We start from the raw sequence: 19254 nt of genomic DNA on the forward strand, positions 1-19254 counted from the left end.
AAAGTCAACGGCTGGACTATTGAGGAGGTATAGCGATGCTTCCCTATGTTGTGAAACCGGGAGATACCGTGCTGCGCATTGCTCAAAGGTTTGCCATTAATCCCACATCGCTCCTAGCAACTAACCCCCAGATTGACGTATCCTCACAGCTCATTCCTGGCTTGGTACTGTTCATCCCCTCGCATGCGGGCACGATGTATTGTGTTCAGCAAGGGGATACGTTTCTGCGGCTTGCTTCTCTCTTCTCTATGTCTCTTGCGGCTTTACTCGCCGCTAATCCATTTCTTGATCCGAAGCAGCTTGTACCCGGACAGCTGTTAGCCATCCCGCTAGGCGGATATCACCGAATTGTTGATGCACGCGCTGAATATGGTTATAAGGAACTGCTGCAGGATATGGATGCGCTTGAGCTGGAATATCCTTTTCTCGAGCGTGTTTGTATAGGGCAAAGTGTGATGGGCAAACCCATATATGCGCTCCGAATCGGCGAGGGACCACGTAAGGTTCACTTTAACGCTGCAATGCATGCGAATGAATGGATTACAACACCCTTGCTTATGACCTTTATTGAAGATGCAGCTGGGGCTTGCTCGCTAAGCAGGAAGCTTGGTGGCGTAGATATGAGGGCATTGATCGAGCAAGTGACGTTATGGTTCGTACCTATGGTCAATCCCGACGGTGTAGAGCTGGTACAGGAAGGATTAAGGCATGAACATCCTCATTATGCTGAACTTCTACAATGGAATAGGCAATCCCATCGTTTTACCAAATGGAAGGCCAACATCCGTGGCGTAGATCTCAACGACCAATTCCCGGCATTCTGGGAGGAGGAGGTTGAACGTCGGGCTGTTGCTGGACCTGGACCGCGTGATTATCCGGGAACTGCTCCACTATCGGAACCAGAAGCGAAGGCACTGGCCGCGTTCACGACTGAGCAGCAGTTCGATCTAGTAGTTGCGATGCATACGCAAGGGCAAGAAATCTATTGGAATTATCGCGGGTATGAGCCGCCTGAAGCGGAGTCTATTGCTGGAAGGCTCGGGCAGGCAAGCGGATATAAGCCCGTGAAGCTGCGCGGAAGCGATGCGGGATATAAGGACTGGTTTATTTATGAGTATCGTAAGCCAGGCTTTACAATCGAGGTGGGGCAAGGTGTTAACCCGCTGCCGATTGAATCCTTTCCCGATCTGTATGATGAAGTGCGTCCGCTGCTTCTAGCCGTTATTCAGACGATGTGCGGGAAGTGAACGGAGCCTCCTGCTCTTATGCTATAATGAGCGAAAAGGAGGTAGTCTGCATGCGTAAATTACTTTCACTCCGACATTGGCGCCTGGTGTTTGTCCGAATATTCCGCTTGCTAACCGCAAGGGAAGTTCGGCTGATGGACAAGCTTTTATACCTGATTCCGGTGCTGCTTTACTGGGTACTGCCGGATGTAATGCCCTTTATACCGATAGATGATATCGCCGTAACAATGATTGCTGCGGAGTTATATACCCGTTATATGGAACGTAAGTACAAGGCACTTTTACGATAGCGGTTGAACATTAAGCAAGGTTTCTTTACAATAGATAATAGAAAAATTGAAAGTAAATAAAAACATATAGGAGATGAAATCATGAATTGCAAAATAACACGCAATGCTGCAAAAGTACTCCGCGAGGAACTGAATAAACCTGAGAATGAAGGAAAGCTTCTTCGTGTATTCGTCACGCATTCGCATGGCGACCATGCGCATTATGGAATGAAAATGGACGAGTCTGGTGCGAATGATGAAGTGATTGAGACCGACAAAGAAATAAGCGTTATACTGGAAAAGGGGATCGAGCTGCTGGACGGTGTACGTATTGATTATTTTTATGTACCTGAGGAAGGCTTTGTTATTTCTAATCCGACTAAAGGCAACAACGGCGACCACTAAGCGAGCAAGGCTGCTGTAAAAGGTGGAGCGGGGAGATTAATATGGCAAACGATATTCGGATATGCGATAAATGCAAACATATGAAGATAAAATCAATGTTACCGAAACTCGAGCAGATGGCACCGGGTGTTGAAATCAAGGTAGCCTGCAAGTCCTATTGCGGACCTTGCTCCCGGTTCGCATTTGTCTTTATAAATGGACGTTATATAACGGCACCGACTGAAGATGAAGTCATCGAGAAAGCACGTAAATATGTAAAGAAATAAAGGGGAGCAGTTCTTCGATAGCCAGGATGGCTAATGAAAAACTGCTCTTTTTTAGGTTTCCTTTGTGTGGATAGCTTGCTCAAGTGTTTGGAGCAGAAGGCGGCAAGCCTCTGCTGTTTGGAGGTCTATGATCATGCCTTCTGTACTGAGCTTTGAGCGAATGAAAGGCACCGACATTGTGGCGGAATCAACGATTACAGCGCTCATTATCGTTAACGTGAGTAATAGGGAAGCAAGTGCCTTATCGCCGCCCAAAGGGTTAGGGGATGCGCTTATTGCTGCAACTGGTTTATTCATGAGTTCACCGGAGGATACGATCCAATCGAGGGCGTTCTTGAGTACACCCGGCACGCCATTGGCATATTCAGGTGTACAGATGACCACGGCATCGGCATGTTTAAGTTTTGCTCGCAAATCCGCTACTGCAGCAGAGGGGATGGCATCGTCACCGTCTAGATCGGGATTGAAATGCGGCAGAGTATCAAGCCCTGCATAGTTTATAAAGGTAAAGTTTCCTGGGGCCAAAGCTGCCAAACCGTGCAAGAAAAGGCTATTCGATGATTGTTTACGAAGACTCCCGGATAGGGTCAAGATGGTTCGTGTATTCATGTTGGACCTCCTACAGTTTTCTGTATCACCAATATAAACTATGACATCAATGGCAGGGTCAAGCATAATGTTCCTTTTTTGACCTTGCAGCTAATGTATACCAAACAAGAGCGTCCGCAGTAAACTGCGAACGCTCTATTTCGATCATTTTTTCCTAAACTCTTTAATTAAATCATGCTGCACAAGTAAGTCCGATTCGATGAGCTCTTTGTTGGCATCGGCTGCTCCGGCCTTGCATAAATTGACATCCGTGAGTTTGCCGCTAGCCACATCATAACATTTGCTATGCTCAGGCTTGCCGTCATCAGGCGGAATGTAGAATACTTTGCCATCCGTATAGGAGCCATTGCGCAATACGACCTTTTTACCTGCTAGCGGTTTCTCCGTCACTAGTGGTGTACCTACGAAGTACTTATTCGCTGAGGAGATCCCAAGCAAATGTAAAATGGTAGGTGTCAGATCGATCTGGCCGCCTACTTGATCATACACGCCTGCACGGTCACCGTTTGGCAGATGAACGACTAATGGAACCTGTTTCAGAATATTGAGCTGGTCCAGCTCTGTTAACGGCTTACCTAAGAAGGTCTCAAACGGCTTCCAGTCGCGAATGGAATTATCATGATCACCATAGAACAGGAAGATGGACTTGTCCCACAGGCCTTCAGCCTTTAGACGCTCTACCATCTTGCCGACCGACTCATCTACATAATGAACGGCTTCTAGATAATCACCGAAGATTGTCCCTTTAAAGTCACCCACATCCAAGGTTTGGTGGTCTTCCGGAAGTGTGTAAGGGTGATGGCTGGACAGCGTGATTAAGAAGGAGTAGAACGGCTGCTTTTGCTTCTTCATGATATCCATAGACTGTTGGAAGAAGGAGGTATCGCCCAGCGACCAGCCAACGGGCTCATCAATTTTAAAGCTTTTTTTACTATAAAAGGTATCATACCTAAGTGTCTGGTACATCATATTCCGATTCCAGAAGCCACCATCATAAGCATGGAACACCGATGTCAAATAGCCATTATCCTTCAGTGTCGATGGCATACTATCGTACTCGTGCTGTGCATAGCGGATAAAGATAGAGCCCGCTATAAGCGGCTGAAGGGAGGCATTGGCTGCCATATCGGCGTCCGATGTACGTCCTTGTGAGGTCTGATGATAGAAGTTCTTAAAGTACATGGACTCGCCAAGCAGCTTATTCATGTTCGGTGTTACTTCTTGACCATTTATTTTTTGCCCGATGACGAAATTCTGGAATGCTTCAAGCTGAATCATGATCACATTCATGCCTTTATACTTACCGAACAACGGATCAGATTCGAGCTGCTTACGCTCCTGACCACGATCAGCGAACCATTGCTTGACTTCATTGATCGTCTCTGGAGGAACCGTGTTGTTCTGGAACCAATGTTCTTTGGTATATCGGTAAATATCATAGCCGTGGAACCCGATTACGCCCGTTACATTATAGAGAGACATGTTCCACCAATTGCCCACAAACAAGCCGACTGCCCATGTTTTCTTGGCGATATTAATCGGAACGAAGACAAGCGTTACGCCAGTTGCAAAAATAATGCAGCTCAGTGATATCCGCATAACGACGCGGTGAAGCAGCTTTGGCTTGGTAAAGGAAAGCTGCACGGATTGTTGACGCTTGCGGAAGATCACAAAGATGGCGAACAGAATAATAAACGGCCAATCTATGAAGAACCAGATATCTATAACACTGAGCAGCGAACCAATACTATCGCCGAGTGAACTGACTTGACCTGCCTGCAAAAGAACAGGAATCGAGATCAAATCTTGAAAGTAACGGAAATAAATCAGGTCCGAATACACCAGTGCGGTAAGCAGCAGGTTGAGAATGGTAAGCGCAATAATGCGTCCTCTGAGCGGCAGCCACAATGTCCAGAAGGAAGTCAATGCCAATGTTCCTAATGCGACGAACACATCATCGACACTCATGGCCATATTAGGGACATGAACATAACGGTCGAAGAGAACAAGCTTGTACATCATTAGAATAAAAAATAAAAAGAGATCGAAGCCCTTCATACGGACGATCGCCCTCATCGTCGCTTGATAGCCACGATTGGCGAACGTTTGTTTCTGTTGAGCCATAAGCTGAGTATTCCTTTCTTTATTTACAAAATATTCAAAGTGCTACAACCAATTATAGTATACTTCCCCTTCAATACAAGGCTCAGAAGTTTATTCCTTATTACGTGGGGGAAGAGGGCCGAAATATTGGTAAAGGACACATTCGATTCGACCGTTAAACAGCTTTCGTTTCTTGTCCGCATTGCGTCCGATTGTTTGTTCAAATGCCTTAGATTGGGTAAAAGCAAACATCGACCATGTAGGCAAATAAAGCGAGCTCAGGCCTAATTGCTTGACGGCTTTGTCTGCTTCAGCCTCATCACCAAGACGCAATCCATAAGGGGGATTCGTAATGATACAGCCATAATCGCCTTCCGGCTTTAATCTAGATACCGGCATAACGCTGAGTTTAATGTCGCGCTCGAAGCCTGCTTTCTTCACGGCAGCCATCGCAACATCGATAGCCGAAGGGTCAATGTCGGAGCCTGATATCATAAGCGGAATATCATCCTTGACGGAATCGTAAGCTTCTTCTCGCGCTTGCTCCCATAGCTCATCTGGAATTAGAGGCCATCCCTCGCTGTTGAATGCACGACGGAGTCCTGGTGCGATATTCCAGCCGATCATGGCAGCTTCAATTGGAATCGTTCCTGATCCGCAGAAGGGATCATATAGTGGACGTTCCGGCTGCCATCTGCTCAGCAGCACCAACGCTGCTGCCATCGTTTCTTTGAGTGGTGCTTCGGTTACCAGCTTCCGGTAGCCGCGTTTGTGCAGACCGGGGCCAGTCGTATCTAATGTTATCATCGCCATATCGTTCAACATCCACACTTCAATGACGAATCTACCGCCATCCTCAGGAAACCATTCGGTTCCATGGACGGTTTTCATTTTCTCGACAACCGCTTTTTTTACGATCTTTTGGCATGCAGGAACGCTGGTCAGCTGCGATTTATGCGAACGGCCCTCAACAGGGAACTCGCCATCTTCAGGAATCCAGTCTGGCCAGTTAATGGCTTTTGTACCTTCGAATAGCTCTTCAAATGTGGTTGCTGGGAATTCGGCCATTTTAATAAGTACGCGATCTGACGTACGCAGCCAAAGATTGGCACGGCAAATATCCGCCGGTCCACCGGTAAAGATAACGCGACCGTTCTCCACTTTCAAATCGTTATAACCCAAATCCTTGAGTTCTCGTGCCACAACTGCTTCAAGCCCCATAGGGGCGGTTGCGATAAGTTGTAATTTCTCCATTAATAATCACTCCACTTCGGACGACTCGGTTGTTTCCGGTCCATAAAAATCATACAATCAAGTATAGGCCATTCTAGGGATTAATTACAAACATTACGTAGCGGAAAATGAGGAAGGAGCAGGAATAATGACGACTGAACAGTATGTAGAGCGTTTGCTTGGTGAAGATATAGATTTGGAACGTGTGATTAGGGTAATCAGCGAGCAAGGTATGCCAGATATTTCGATTGCAGCGGGCTATGGTCGATTGCTTACGATGCTGGTACGCACGTCAGGTGCGAAGAATGTTCTCGAAATCGGAGCGCTCGGCGGCTATAGCGGAATTTGCTTGGCAAGAGGACTGACAGAAGGCGGACAATTAACATCGCTTGAGCTTGTTCAGCAGTATGCGGATGTGGCTCGCGGGAATCTGGAGGCAGCTGGTTTTGGCGGACAGGTGAGCTATATTGTAGGGGATGCCAAAGTGAGCTTGGCGGAGCTAAAGGAGCAGGGCAAGAAATTCGATTTCTTCTTTATCGATGCGGATAAGGAAAATTATCCGGTTTATCTGGAGCTTGCCATTTCACTTGCGAATCCCGGTGCTATTATAACGGGTGATAATGCTCTGCTTCATGGACGAACGATTGATCCAGAGAAGAATGGCCCTTCAGTCTTGGCGATGCGTCAATTTAATGAACGTATGGTTAATGATGAACGACTTATAGGTACACTGCTACCAGCTTACGATGGGTTGGCAGTTGCGGTTGTGAAATAAAAAGCTGATTGTGGCAAAGGGGCGCCCTCGTTATGAGGCGCCCTTTGTTGTTATTGGTCGGGTTACGAGAGTCTTGCGGACCCATAAAGCATTAAGCACGAACAATCCAGACGAGACTAGGAATACCCCGCCGATACCAATCCAACCCGATACAAGTCCACCTACGATTGGTCCGATCATATTGCCGAGGGACAGCATGCTGCTGTTAAAGCTGTATGCACGGCCTTCCATGCCATCTGGCGTAAACCTGCGGACCAGTGCATTAACGGAAGGAATTAGCCCGCCCAGGAATACACCCTGCAGCAAGCGGAAGAGCAGCAGCTGCCATACAGTCGTTGCCATCGCTTGCGGAATGAATAATAAGGCGGCACCAATTAGCGAGACAACGAGCACACGCTCTTGACCGATTCGATCACTTAGCCGTCCGAGCAGTGGCGAGGCAATCATATTCGATAGTCCTGCTGCGGAACCGACAAAGCCAGCCCAGAAGGCTAGATTAACAGTGGTACCATGCAGCTGCTGGACATAGAGCGGCATGAGCGGCATCGGTCCAATCATGGCGAACTGAAGCAGGAATGTGACGGCGAATAGCGAGTATAGCTGGGGAACGCGGCCCAACTGCCGGAAGCCGGCGATGATCGAGACATTGGGACGAGCTGCGGCCCCAGCTCGATCGAATTGTTCCCGGACGACGAAGAACGCCAGAAGCGATGCAGCGAACAACAATGCGCCTGTGAAATAAAAGATCGGTCGAAAACCAATTGCATCAGCGAGCAGTCCGCCGATGAATGGGCCAAGAATCGTGCCAGCAATTCCGCCGGATTGCAATGTTCCCATAGCGAAGCCCATTCGTTTCTTAGGCGTCGAGGCGGATATTAGGGAGACGGCAGCTGGGTTGAAGCCGGAGATCGTTCCGTTAAGCATGCGAAGGAAAAGCAAATGCCAAGGTGACGTAGCAAAGCCCATAAGAACCATCACGATGGCCATTCCGAATCCGGAGCGCAGCAGCATCATTTTACGTCCATATTGATCCGAGAGCTTGCCCCATAAGGGTTGAAACAGAAAGGCGGTTACGAAATTTCCTGCAAAAATGATACCTGCCCAGGTCGCGATCTCACGTTGATTGGTCAAGCCAATCCGATCAGATTGCAAGTAGAGTGACATAAAAGGGATGATCATTGTCATGCCGCCCATGACTAGAAATTGCCCAATCCAAAGGACGGCGAGATTCTTCTTCCATTGTTCCATGGTGAGCTCCTGTTCTATCCGTTTATCTGGCTGTCTACACAATAAAGTCAGTATAGCATAAACAATCAAGCGAGTTTAAAGCAGACAAATCCTGTGGTTATTGATAGAATGATAAGTTGGAGCAGCGGGATTTGTCATAGCTTTGTCAAGGAAAGTCGACTGATGACGGTTGTTACACTCCTGTAAAAAGGGCATAATGGAAACGTAGGGAAAACGAGAGAAATGGGGAACGTCAATGAGCTACAACGACCGATTCATCCGGGCATGCCGGAAGGAGCAAGTCGATCGCTTGCCTGCATGGTATATGAGACAAGCGGGACGCTATGATCCCGATTACCGTAAAATTAAAGAAAAATATTCACTTCTTGAAATATGCAGTCAACCTGAACTCGCAGCTGAAGTTACACTTATGCCGGTGAAGAAGCTCGGCGTGGATGCGGCGATTTTGTATTCTGATATTATGAATCCTGTTGCATCGATCGGTATTGATTTCGATATCGTTGCGAATGTTGGGCCTGTTATTGCTAATCCGATTTGCTCGGCTGCTGACGTTGCGAAACTGAAGCCTATCGATGTAGAAGGTGATCTTTCCCATGTCATCGAGACGATTCGTATTCTGGACCGTGAGCTTAATGTGCCTCTTATTACATTCGCAGGCGCACCTTTTACGATTGCGAGCTACTTAATTGAAGGCCGTCCTTCGAAGTCTTACATAAAGACCAAGACGCTGATGTACACCGAGCCAGCTGTGTGGTTCCTGTTGATGGACAAGCTTGGCGATATGGTTATCACTTATTTGCGTGCCCATGTAGCGGCAGGAGGCAAAGCATTCCAACTGTTCGACAGCTGGGTTGGTGCGCTCGCTCCAAATGACTTTAAAAAGTATGTTCTGCCTACGATTGAGCGGATTTTCGCAGAGCTAGCCGATTTGAAAGAACCGAAGATCTACTTCCCAGGTGTGGCATCGGGAGAGCTTCTTCCGACACTCATTGGCTTGCAAGCGGATGTTATCGGCCTGGATTGGCGGGTGCCGATTGCTGAAGGGCGCCGTCGTCTTGATGGTAACTATGCGGTTCAAGGTAACCTTGATCCATTCGTATTGACTGCACCAATAGAAGTCATTAAAGAGTATGCCAAAGGGATTATTGATGAAGGCATTAAGGAGCCAGGCTTTGTCTTTAATCTGGGACATGGGCTATTCCCTGAAGCTTCACTTGATAAGCTGAGCGAGCTGACTGCATTCGTTCATTCCTATTCAGCCGAAGCGATTGCAGGCTTGAGAGAAAAGGAGGCTCGACATGTCTAATCGGGTAGGTGTGCTCGTCATGTCTTACGGAACGCCGGAGAGCATGGATGGTATTGAAGAATATTACACCCATATACGCAGAGGCAATGCTCCGACTCCAGAGCTTCTTGCCGAGCTAAGCGGACGCTATGAGGCTGTAGTAGGCGGCGTATTCCCGCTTCGCGAGAATACGAATCGTCAAGTAGCAGGATTGCAAGCTGTGTTGGATAATACCCAGCCAGGGCGCTATGTTTGCTATCAAGGGCTTAAGCATGCACGTCCATACATAGAAGATGGTGTTTCGAACATGGCAGCTGACGGCATCCGTCAAGCCATCGGTATTGTACTGGCACCACACTATTCGACAATGAGCGTTGGCGGCTATGTGTTGCGTGCGAAGGAACGCGCTGATGAGCTTGGCATCCAAATGACTTTCGTTGAGAGCTATCATTTGCATCCCAAATTGATTGAAGCGTTGGTTGATCGTGTTCAAACCGCTATAGCACCTTTCAACAAGGAAGAGCCGATCAAGGTTTTGTTCAGTGCACATAGTCTGCCAGTTAAGATTCGTGAGGTGAATGATCCTTATGAGAGTCAGCTTCTAGAAACATCCTCTGCCGTTGCTGAGGCAGCAGGTGTGAAGGATTGGCAGTTTACTTGGCAGAGCGCTGGTCGGACTCGTGATCCTTGGCTAGGACCTGATATTTTAGAAACGTTAAAGGAAGTAAGCAGCGCTGGATATAAGCAGGTGTTGGCTGCTCCAGTCGGCTTTGTCTCGGACCATCTGGAAGTCTTATATGACTTAGATATTGAAGCACAAGCAGCGGCCAAGGGCTTGGATATGAAGCTCGCTCGCATTCAAATGCTTAACACGGACCCGCTGTATATGGAGACACTTGCTGAGTCTGTTATTGCGAAGGACCTATGGACACAAGAAATAGAATAGCACACTGGAAGTAACTAAGGCACAAGGAGATGAACATGATGCGGAGAGAAGGACTACCTGATCGATTTGTCGTCATTGGCGGAGGGATCAGCGGACTGAGCTCCGCTTTTTATTTGCTTTGGGAGGCACATTTGCGAGGACGAGCGGCTGTTGTTACGCTTGTAGATCCCTCAGAGCGATTAGGTGGCAAAATCAATACGCTGAAGCGGGACGGTTTTGTCATTGAAAAAGGACCGGATTCCTTCCTGGCTCGTAAGACGCCAATTATCGATCTTGCCCGAGATTTGGGTATTGCCCATGAGCTTGTTGGTACGAACCCCGCAGCGAAGAAGACGTATATTCTGCATAAAGGTAAGCTGCATGCTATGCCTCCTGGACTTGTTCTGGGAATCCCGACGGAGATCGCTCCGTTCGCTAAGTCCAGCCTGCTCAGCTGGGGCGGGAAGCTCCGGGCATTCATGGATTTCTTGAAGCCCGCGAGCAAGGACACAGACGATGAATCACTTGGTGATTTCTTAACGCGTCGGCTTGGGCCTGAAGTGATGGAGCGGGTAGCAGAGCCGCTGCTTGCCGGCATTTATGCTGGAGATTTGCGAAAGCTTAGCTTGCAGGCTACCTTCCCTCAGTTTAAGGAAGCCGAGCGGAAGCACGGCAGCTTAATCCGTGGTATGCGGGCTAACAAACGTAAAGCCGGTGCAGTACCTTCTGCTGGTCCTAGCAGCCTTCCTGCTGCTGTAAGAAGCAGTGTATTCATGACCTTCAGAGGCGGTCTAGCTACGATGATAGACGCTCTTAACGAGGCATTGGTAGATGTAGACCGGAGACTTGGAGTGAAGGCTGTAGCCTTTCGTCAAAATGATCCGATGACCGATGGCGAGGATGTTGCGCCTTATGAAGTGCTGCTAAGCAGCGGCGAGGTGCTGGATGCAGACGGTATTGTCATAACCGCTCCAGCCTTCGATGCTGCGGATCTGCTTGAACCCCATATTAACGTAGATGCGCTGCGAGCAGTCCAATATGTATCGGTAGCTAACGTCGTGATGGCTTTTGATAAGAAGAATTTTGGAATCGATTTCGATGGATCTGGTTTTGTTGTACCAAGATCTGAAGGGACGACAATTACAGCTTGTACGTGGACGTCGGCCAAGTGGCTTCATTCCAGTCCGAGTAATAAAGTGCTTCTGCGCTGCTATGTGGGCAGATCGGGTGATGAGGAAGTCGTAGACCTTCCTGACGATCAGCTTACTGAAGCGGTACGCAAGGATATTCGAGACGTGATGGGGATTACGGCAACGCCGTTATTCACAGAGATTACTCGGCTGCATAAGTCGATGCCGCAGTATCCAGTTGGACATCTGCAAGAGACTGCTAAACTGCGGACAAAGCTGCGTTCTGAGATGCCAGGTGTTTGGGTAACTGGCGCGGCATTCGATGGCGTGGGATTGCCTGATTGTATTCGCCAAGGTAAGGAAGCGGCAGTAGGTGTTTATAAATCGCTTTTCGGCGAATTTAAATAATACCGTTCCAGAAAAAGATAGCCATTTTCGCTAGTTACGTGTACACTCTTCTTAACATTTCACGATGCGTGACTGGCGGAGCATGGGTGTAAACCATGAGGGAGCGCATAACATAATTAGCCGTACGCCTGGGCAAAGGTAAGGGGATTCTCCTCTTGCCTTTTTATGCTTTTAATAACCTTTGGAAGGGTTGAGGCAGATGAATGCAGAGAAAAGGACGATCATATTGAATGGTTTGCCAGTTGCGGAGAGGATCAAAGAAGGCTTGAGACAGCAGGTTGAGAAGCTGACACAGCGCGGCGTTATTCCTTGTCTAGCGACTATTCTAGTCGGAGATGATCTTGCTTCTGAAACGTACGTGAGAATGAAAGGCAATGCCTGTCGTAAGCTGGGTATCGATTCCAAGCGAATCCTGCTGGATAAAGGTATCTCTACCGATGAGCTAATCAAGGTTATCGAGCAATTAAATGGAGACTCCGCCATTCACGGCATTCTTCTACAGCATCCTGTACCCTCGCATATTGACGAGAGAGCGGCATTCGAAGCGATCTGCATCGATAAAGATGTGGACGGAGTGACAACGTTAGGTTTTGCCCAAAATGCTTTTGGCTTCGCACAATTTCCTTCCTGTACGCCTGCGGCCATTATGTCGATTCTAGAAGATTATGAGATTCCGGTAGAGGGTAAACATGCAGTGGTTATCGGTAGAAGCCCGATTCTTGGCAAACCAGTTGCCATGATGCTCTTGAATAAGCATGCAACCGTTACAATCTGTCATTCCAAAACAACGGATCTAGCAGCTATTGTACGATCTGGCGATATTATTGTTGCTGCAGTGGGAAGAGCGAGGTTTGTCCAGGCCGATTGGATCAAGCCGGGTGCTGTTATTTTGGATGCTGGTTATAATGCCGGTAACGTAGGAGACGTCGATTATGATGCTTGCGAGCCAATTGCTAGTGCAATTACTCCTGTTCCAGCAGGAGTAGGTCCTATCACGATTGCCACGCTGCTGAAGCATACGGTTGAAGCGGCTGAGAGGTTATCTCTCATTAAACCGATTACGATTGATGTGAAGCGAGCAGCTATAGAGGAAAGCAGCGATGTTCTGCAGCTTTGGAAAGGCTCTGCACAGTGGCTCCAATCCAAGGGAATCAACCAATGGGATCCAGATTTTTTTCGAATTGAACAAATTCACGAATCCTTTCAAGATGGCTCGGAAATATATATAGCTCGGCTAAATGGAGAACTAGTAGGGACCTTACAGATATGGTGGTCCGATCCAGAGGTATGGGAGGCACTTGATGATCAAGAATCCGGCTATATCCATCGATTTGCGGTAAGCAGGAATCATGGAGGGCTTGGCATCGGTTCATTATTATTGGATTGGGCGGAGACTTATATCAGGAGCAAAGGCAAGCATCAGGTAAGGCTGGATTGCATGGCGACTAACGAGAGATTGAATCAATATTACTTGGATAATGGCTATCAGCCTCGAGGAGTAAAGGTTTGGGGGAATGGGTGGAAAAGCAACTTGTTTTGGCTTACTATTAATGTTCTACTAAGCTATTTAAAGGAACTTCATGTTCATTCTCCGGTTGGTCGAGAGGATAAATTCTAGCTTTTTCATTCTGTTCATCCACGCGTTGAATATAAATGGGGACCCCATCATAGAAAACATTAGCCATAACAGGTGAAGTTACAATCTCGTTTGCTCGTTGTGCATTCATTTATATAACCTCCAATGGTGTAATGATTATTATGCTTTCTCAAAATGGCCAAATTATTCATCTCCATGTTGAATCCGACTTTCTGAATCACCGGTTTATTTTTCAAGAAGCTTTCCCAATGGCTTATAAATTGCGTCCACCATCTGGGTGGGACCCGGCATGTCCGGATAGAAAACAAGCAGGATGGCAAGCAGCCATCCGATTATCAGTATGGCTGCAAAGGCTACCTTCTCCTTTTTCAGATGTTGATTCATTTTCGGCCATTCATACATAGCCATGAGAACAACGATGACCGTTATCCCTAGTATGGCTGCCCACCTCACTTTTTCTTCACCTCTTTTTCCGGTCTAACCGCTCCCTCACTGGACATGCCCGGTCGGAGTATTCTTGCTTTCGCTTCAATATTCACTTCAATTTCAGGAAATATTTCGTCCCAGTGTTCCTTCGCCTCATTCCATTGCTTCGGATATTTGCGATGAAAGGCGTCCGCAACACCGAAGATGTCCGCATTGAACTTGTGTTGTCCTTGAGCAAGGGCCATTTTTACGCGCCTTTCGATATTTTCGTTCAAATCATTTTCTATTTTCTTTACAAATTTTGGATTCGTCAAATTTAGATTAGTTGTATTTTGCACCACATCGTCTTCCGTTTCAATCCTAACCGTCATGATCCATTTTTTATCCTTAATTTCCGGAATCAGCTCCGTTTTACTGCGCAGCAATCTCATGGATATGTGACCATCTGCCTCCTTTGGCTTAATGGTGACAGTGGCTATTTTGATCTCGTTCCTCAGCCACAGCAATCCCCTTGTCACCTTATCATCCATCCGTCCGACCATTTTATCTTTCTTAAACACGGCAGTTCCGGTTATGTACGGAATCGTTTGTTTTTCCTTATCCGGCTCCGGCGGCAATATTTCAAGCCAAGGCAGGGCAGCTGTACCCGCATCGCCGGTCAGCATTTGCGCCAAATCGTTGACCGTTGTTTTCATCCCGATTCGGGTTTTCGCCAATTCCCGCAGCACTTCCGCTGAGCTTCGTTCAAGCGGGGGGAGTAATTCCATTACAGCCTTTGCTTTTCCTTTGCTAACAAACACATCAGCGCGTTCGCGGGGTTCCGGATCCCGCATAATGAAATCAATATGCTCACGAATTCCTTTCTTCGCTATTTTTTCACCGATGACGAATACTTCGCAATGCCCCCAGAAGATTCTGCGCGGAAGCTTCTCTTGAAGCTTGGACATCGCGTCAGCAATCGTAGTTCCTTCCGCGGATCTCACCAACGTTTGTCCCGCTCCACCACCGCCGCCGCCGCTACCACCGCCAGCCATGCCCCCCCCGCCACCTGCCGCTCTCGGAATAAACACTTGAATGGAAAGTTCGATGGTCTTATCATTCTTTTTATCAAATCCTGCCGCCATAACCAGCGCCAAATCATTGACTTCCTCTCTGTCCCAGCAGCCGGTGAGCAGCATAAGAGTGATAGAGAGCGAAACAAGGTGGAGAACTTTTCTTGAAAAAGAGGCATTCATCTTTTTGCTCTCCCTTATTTATGGAATTTTGTTAGCTCTTTTTCTTGAACTTTTGTTGTACGAAAACGATGATTAACAGCAACATTGGAATAACTGCTTTTATAGATATAAGATAAAAAAAGTCAGACGTACGGATAAAATGGGACATTTCCTGCAGGTTGGGTGCTACCCAAATACTGATTGGCACCAATAGAAAACCGAGTGGAAATACAATCGGTCGGTAGTCGGACAGATTCAACCATTGCGAGGTGATAAGAACAAGCACATAATAATACATTGAAATTTTAACAAACGCACCCAGCACCCAAAACGCCATCACGAGCGACTCCATATGTTCAAGAAAGCCGGCAAGGCTGATGTATCGTGCGGCGACCATCACCGGATAATTGAAACTACCTGTAATTGCTCCGAATAAAAAAAGAGCTACAATACTGGTAACCACCATAGTAAGCATCACCGCAAACACCGAGATTATTCCCCATTTCATTCCTTTTTCCCGATCGGTCAAGAATGGGAGCAGAAAAGTAATGTCAATGAATTCAACGAACCAGCTTTGTGCTGAAATAGAACCCATTAGGGAGGGTTTCATTCCCTTCTCCATCACCGGAAACATATGGTTCGGTTTCATGTCCGGAATGAGCAGAATACACATCAATAGGAGAATAATCATCATAACCGGAACGAACATCTGGGCGCACCTTCCCAGCACTTCCACACCACCCCGCACAGCGAAAGCACAGACTAGTATCATACTGCTTATGACCACGATGATCGGGGTTTTAGGAAGAAAAGTACCTACAATGAACTCCCCGTATTGCCTGATGACGAAACCATTATCATGCACATAAACGAAAAAGTAGACGAACCCAAGAATCTTTCCTGGGATCTGACCGAGGATATGTCCACTGTATTCGACGATGCTCTCCTTCGGGTACAGCTTATTCAACTGATAGGTGAAAAACACTATAAGAATCCCCATCAAAGAAGCCCAAATTGGCGATAGCCACATATCTCGTCCGGCATGTGTCGCCATGATCGTCGGCAACGAGATAATAGCTGTTGCAATTATCGTCGGATACATCATGATCGCCATCTGGAATGCGGAAATTTTGCCTTTTTCGATCATCCTTGTTCACCCCCTTTGGTTGGACCTCGGATCTGCCCTGCGGACTACCGTTACTTGTTGGCTTCATGTTTCTGTTGAATTTTTTTTCGTACGAACGCGATGAATAACAGTAATATGGGGATAACTATTTGCACGGATATTAAATAAGGAGCGTCTGACGTACTGAGAAAATGGGTCAGTTCCTGCAGGTTGGGTGCTACCCAAAGACTGAACAGCACCAACAAAAAACCGACTGGAAATACGATTGGCCGATAGCTTACGAGATTTAACCATTGCGAGGTGCCCAGAACAAGCGCATAATAGAACACTGAGATTTTGACGAACGCACTCGCCACCCAAATCGCCATTACGATCGACTCCAAATGTTCAAAAAAGTCAGCAAGGCTAATATACCTTGCCGCAGTTATCACCGGATAAACCAAAACGCCTGTAACTCCTCCGAATAAAAAGAGGATGGCAAAATTGGTAAGCACCATGAGAAGCATTACGGCAACCACCGAGATCATTCCCCATTTCATTCCTTTTTCCCGGTCAGAGAGAAATGGAAGTAGAAAAGAGATGAGCATGAATTCACTGAACCAGCCCTGCGGTACAACAGAACCTAGAAAAGAGGGTTTCAGTCCATGCTCCATCATCGGAAACATATTTTTCGGATGTAAGTCCGGAATGAGCAGAACAATAAGTAATAAAAAAAGAATCGTCACACCTGGCATGAAAAACTGGGCACACCTTCCCAAAACTTCCACGCCGCCCCGTACCGCGAAAGCACAAACCAGCACGATACTTCCCAGAACCATGACCATTGGGGTTTGAAGAAGAGTCGTGCTCACGACGAACTCTCCATATTCTCTGATAATGATGCCATTAATGTGCAGATAAAAAACCAAGTAGATCAACCCAATGAGCTTTCCCGGAATCCGACCGAGGATATGTTGGCTGTATTCAACGATGCTCTCCTTCGGGTAGAGCTTATTCAACTGATAGACGATATACACGATAAGAAATCCGATAGAAGAAGCCCAAATCGGCGATAGCCACAGATCCCGTTCCGCATGTTTTGCCGTGATAGACGGTACCAAGAGAAGAGCAGTTGCCAGTACCGACGGGTACATCATGATCCCCATCTGGAAAGCGGATATTTTTCCTTTTTCAATCATCCATGTTCATCTCCTTTGGTCGGATCCGGTTTCTGCCCGGGGGACTGCCGGTATTTGTTGCCGTCTCCGGATAAATGGGGGCGCGTGTTCAGCATCCAGAGTGGAGCTCTAATCAGTACGTCTTTCATATCACGGCCTTTCATCGGGGCCAACGGACTCAGGTACGGAACACCGAAAGAACGCAGCGTACAGAGATGAACGACGATCATGATGACCCCAAGCATCAGGCCGAGCAATCCCAGCATACCGGCGAGGATCATAATGGGGAAACGCAGCAGCCTTAATGCAATCCCTGCGGTATAGCGAGGGATCATAAAGGAGGCGGTCCCGGTAATCGCCACCACCATGACCATCGGCGCTGAAACGAGACCGGCTGAGGTCGCCGCTTGACCGATAACAAGGGCGCCGACAATACTGACGGCTGCGCCAATTTGCTTGGGAATCCTGGCACCTGCTTCACGTAACGCCTCGAAAGTAATCTCCATCAGCAAAGCCTCAACGAGTGCCGGAAACGGAATCTCTTCCCGCGACTTTGCAATACTGAGCAGGAGAGTGGTCGGAACCATCTCTTGATGGTACGTCAGGATCGCAACATAAGCCGAAGGAACCAGTAAGGCGACTCCAAAGAAAAAGTAACGCAACCAACGAATAGCGGTACCAACCACGAACCTTTGATAATAATCCTCAGGTGATTGCAATAACGAAAAGAGGGTAGTCGGAGCTATCAGGATAAAGGGAGTACCGTCCACCAAAATGACTACACGGCCTTCCAATAGATTCGCAGTGGCCACATCAGGCCGTTCTGACGTCAAGAGTTGAGGAAAAGGGGAATAAGGATTATCCTCTATCAGTTCCTCGAGATACGCGCTTTCGAGCACACCGTCGATATCAATTCGCTGCAGCCGACTCGTAATCTCTTCGATCAGTGTATAGTCTGCAATACCCTCTATATAGGCGATGACGACCTGTGTTTGGGAATAGAGTCCGATTTTCATCGATTTCATTTTTAGCATCGGACTCTTAATCTTTCTTCTTAGGAGAGAGGTATTGACCGCTAATGTTTCCGTGAACCCTTCACGCGGACCCCGCACAACCGCTTCAGCCACCGGCTCTTCAATCCCGCGCTTTTCCCACTTGGCTAATCCTAAAGCGATGCCCTGCTGTTCCTGATCGATGAGGAGCACTGGGTTTCCGTTTGAAATTTGTCCAATCACGTAGAGAACCGTTTTTACTTCCTTCCTACTGGAAACGGAGATCTTCGTTTGAAGAATCATATTCATATTGCCTTGTTCCGCCGCTGTCTCCTGCATGAGCGGGGTAAGTACATGCTGATCGATCAAATCTATATTCGACAGACCTTCTATATAAATAAGTACTGCTTTTGTTTTTCCCGCGATTAAAAAGTTGTGGATGACGACATCCGTGCAATTCGCATAGATGGCATACAAAACTTGCAAGTTTTCATTCAAATCCGTAGAGAGAGGGGGTTGTTGGTTAGTCGCCTGCTGCTCGTTATTCGATGGTTTACGCGAACTAGTTCTCAATAGGTTTTTGATTACTGTTTTAGAAAAGCGCATGGCTTATCTCCTCACCTCATTTCTATCCATGTTCACCATAATGGGCAGCTTATATAACCTCATGAACTTAACTCTTCATATAAATTATACCCCTGAATTTTCCAGTAGGTTTAGGGAATCATCATGAGCCTTCTATATATAAAAAAATTGACATTCAAACTATGGTCAGTTTGATTGTCAATTTTATCGTTAATCAGGTGCTTTGCACCTCATAAGGGGGAACCCGTTAACCT

General features: G+C 47.3%; 18 protein-coding genes, 2 pseudogenes and 1 riboswitch. Of the genes and pseudogenes, 10 read left to right on the plus strand and 10 right to left on the minus strand.

Annotated features, from left to right (window positions below; genetic code table 11):
- The first annotated feature begins 35 nt into the window (after positions 1-35).
- From EKN16_RS02210 to EKN16_RS02225, 4 genes are all read left to right on the plus strand, one after another.
- Entirely contained in the window at positions 36-1247 is a 1212-nt protein-coding gene (locus tag EKN16_RS02210) for a M14 family metallopeptidase (protein WP_125653501.1), read from the plus strand.
- A gap of 50 nt (positions 1248-1297) precedes the next feature.
- A complete protein-coding gene (locus EKN16_RS02215) occupies positions 1298-1537 on the plus strand; it encodes a hypothetical protein (RefSeq protein ID WP_125653502.1) in 240 nt (79 codons plus the stop codon).
- 81 nt (positions 1538-1618) lie between these two features.
- Complete coding sequence (locus EKN16_RS02220; protein ID WP_125653503.1) at positions 1619-1921, plus strand: iron-sulfur cluster assembly accessory protein; 303 nt, start codon at positions 1619-1621, stop codon at positions 1919-1921.
- A 41-nt stretch (positions 1922-1962) separates the two neighbouring features.
- A complete protein-coding gene (locus tag EKN16_RS02225) occupies positions 1963-2187 on the plus strand; it encodes a YuzB family protein (protein ID WP_125653504.1) in 225 nt (74 codons plus the stop codon).
- A 51-nt stretch (positions 2188-2238) separates the two neighbouring features.
- Here EKN16_RS02225 and EKN16_RS02230 read toward each other — a convergent pair whose 3' ends face one another.
- The 3 genes from EKN16_RS02230 to EKN16_RS02240 form a co-directional block, all read right to left on the minus strand.
- A complete protein-coding gene (locus EKN16_RS02230) occupies positions 2239-2796 on the minus strand; it encodes an NADPH-dependent FMN reductase (protein WP_125653505.1) in 558 nt (185 codons plus the stop codon).
- Between the two features lie 144 nt (positions 2797-2940).
- A complete protein-coding gene (locus EKN16_RS02235; RefSeq protein ID WP_125653506.1) occupies positions 2941-4920 on the minus strand; it encodes an LTA synthase family protein in 1980 nt (659 codons plus the stop codon).
- A 90-nt stretch (positions 4921-5010) separates the two neighbouring features.
- The gene (locus EKN16_RS02240; protein ID WP_125653507.1) at positions 5011-6153 is read right to left on the minus strand and encodes a THUMP domain-containing class I SAM-dependent RNA methyltransferase; all 1143 of its coding nucleotides are present in this window, start codon (positions 6151-6153) and stop codon (positions 5011-5013) included.
- A gap of 127 nt (positions 6154-6280) precedes the next feature.
- Here EKN16_RS02240 and EKN16_RS02245 point away from each other — a divergent pair, with 127 nt between their 5' ends.
- A complete protein-coding gene (locus EKN16_RS02245) occupies positions 6281-6907 on the plus strand; it encodes an O-methyltransferase (RefSeq protein WP_125653508.1) in 627 nt (208 codons plus the stop codon).
- Positions 6908-6937: 30 nt separating this feature from the next.
- Here the strand turns inward: EKN16_RS02245 and EKN16_RS02250 are convergent, their stop codons facing one another.
- A complete protein-coding gene (locus EKN16_RS02250; protein ID WP_125653509.1) occupies positions 6938-8155 on the minus strand; it encodes an MFS transporter in 1218 nt (405 codons plus the stop codon).
- A 235-nt stretch (positions 8156-8390) separates the two neighbouring features.
- Here EKN16_RS02250 and hemE point away from each other — a divergent pair, with 235 nt between their 5' ends.
- The 5 genes and pseudogenes from hemE to EKN16_RS32790 all read left to right on the plus strand — a co-directional run.
- Entirely contained in the window at positions 8391-9461 is a 1071-nt protein-coding gene (gene hemE, locus EKN16_RS02255) for a uroporphyrinogen decarboxylase (protein ID WP_125653510.1), read from the plus strand.
- A complete protein-coding gene (gene hemH / locus EKN16_RS02260; RefSeq protein ID WP_125653511.1) occupies positions 9454-10386 on the plus strand; it encodes a ferrochelatase in 933 nt (310 codons plus the stop codon). The genes hemE and hemH overlap by 8 nt, the downstream gene beginning before the upstream one ends.
- Positions 10387-10421: 35 nt before the next feature.
- On the plus strand, positions 10422-11903 hold the full coding sequence (hemG, locus tag EKN16_RS02265; protein ID WP_232016160.1) for a protoporphyrinogen oxidase: 1482 nt from the start codon (positions 10422-10424) through the stop codon (positions 11901-11903).
- Positions 11904-11961: 58 nt separating this feature from the next.
- Positions 11962-12044: riboswitch (ZMP/ZTP riboswitch) on the plus strand.
- Between the two features lie 58 nt (positions 12045-12102).
- Positions 12103-12942, plus strand: a pseudogene (locus EKN16_RS32785) (bifunctional 5,10-methylenetetrahydrofolate dehydrogenase/5,10-methenyltetrahydrofolate cyclohydrolase); the annotation flags it as partial.
- 99 nt (positions 12943-13041) lie between these two features.
- Positions 13042-13521: pseudogene (locus EKN16_RS32790) on the plus strand (GNAT family N-acetyltransferase); the annotation flags it as partial.
- Here EKN16_RS32790 and EKN16_RS02275 read toward each other — a convergent pair.
- From EKN16_RS02275 to EKN16_RS02300, 6 genes are all read right to left on the minus strand, one after another.
- Complete coding sequence (locus EKN16_RS02275; protein ID WP_125653512.1) at positions 13451-13630, minus strand: small acid-soluble spore protein H; 180 nt, start codon at positions 13628-13630, stop codon at positions 13451-13453. The pseudogene EKN16_RS32790 and the gene EKN16_RS02275 overlap by 71 nt on opposite strands.
- Positions 13631-13725: 95 nt before the next feature.
- Positions 13726-13953, minus strand: coding sequence for a hypothetical protein (locus EKN16_RS02280; RefSeq protein WP_125653513.1), 228 nt, complete (start codon positions 13951-13953; stop codon positions 13726-13728).
- Positions 13950-15161, minus strand: coding sequence for a Ger(x)C family spore germination protein (locus EKN16_RS02285; protein WP_125653514.1), 1212 nt, complete (start codon positions 15159-15161; stop codon positions 13950-13952). Before EKN16_RS02285 ends, EKN16_RS02280 begins: the two co-directional genes overlap by 4 nt.
- Before the next feature lie 31 nt (positions 15162-15192).
- Positions 15193-16287 carry a GerAB/ArcD/ProY family transporter gene (locus tag EKN16_RS02290; RefSeq protein WP_179955584.1) on the minus strand — a complete coding sequence of 365 codons (1095 nt, stop codon included), beginning with the start codon at positions 16285-16287 and terminating at the stop codon, positions 15193-15195.
- A gap of 50 nt (positions 16288-16337) precedes the next feature.
- Entirely contained in the window at positions 16338-17444 is a 1107-nt protein-coding gene (locus EKN16_RS02295) for a GerAB/ArcD/ProY family transporter (RefSeq protein ID WP_179955585.1), read from the minus strand.
- The gene (locus EKN16_RS02300; protein ID WP_125653515.1) at positions 17441-19021 is read right to left on the minus strand and encodes a spore germination protein; all 1581 of its coding nucleotides are present in this window, start codon (positions 19019-19021) and stop codon (positions 17441-17443) included. Before EKN16_RS02300 ends, EKN16_RS02295 begins: the two co-directional genes overlap by 4 nt.
- Positions 19022-19254: the final 233 nt, after the last annotated feature.

The organism is Paenibacillus baekrokdamisoli (genome assembly GCF_003945345.1).
In the GTDB taxonomy this organism is placed as follows: Bacteria; Bacillota; Bacilli; order Paenibacillales; family Paenibacillaceae; genus Paenibacillus_Z; species Paenibacillus_Z baekrokdamisoli.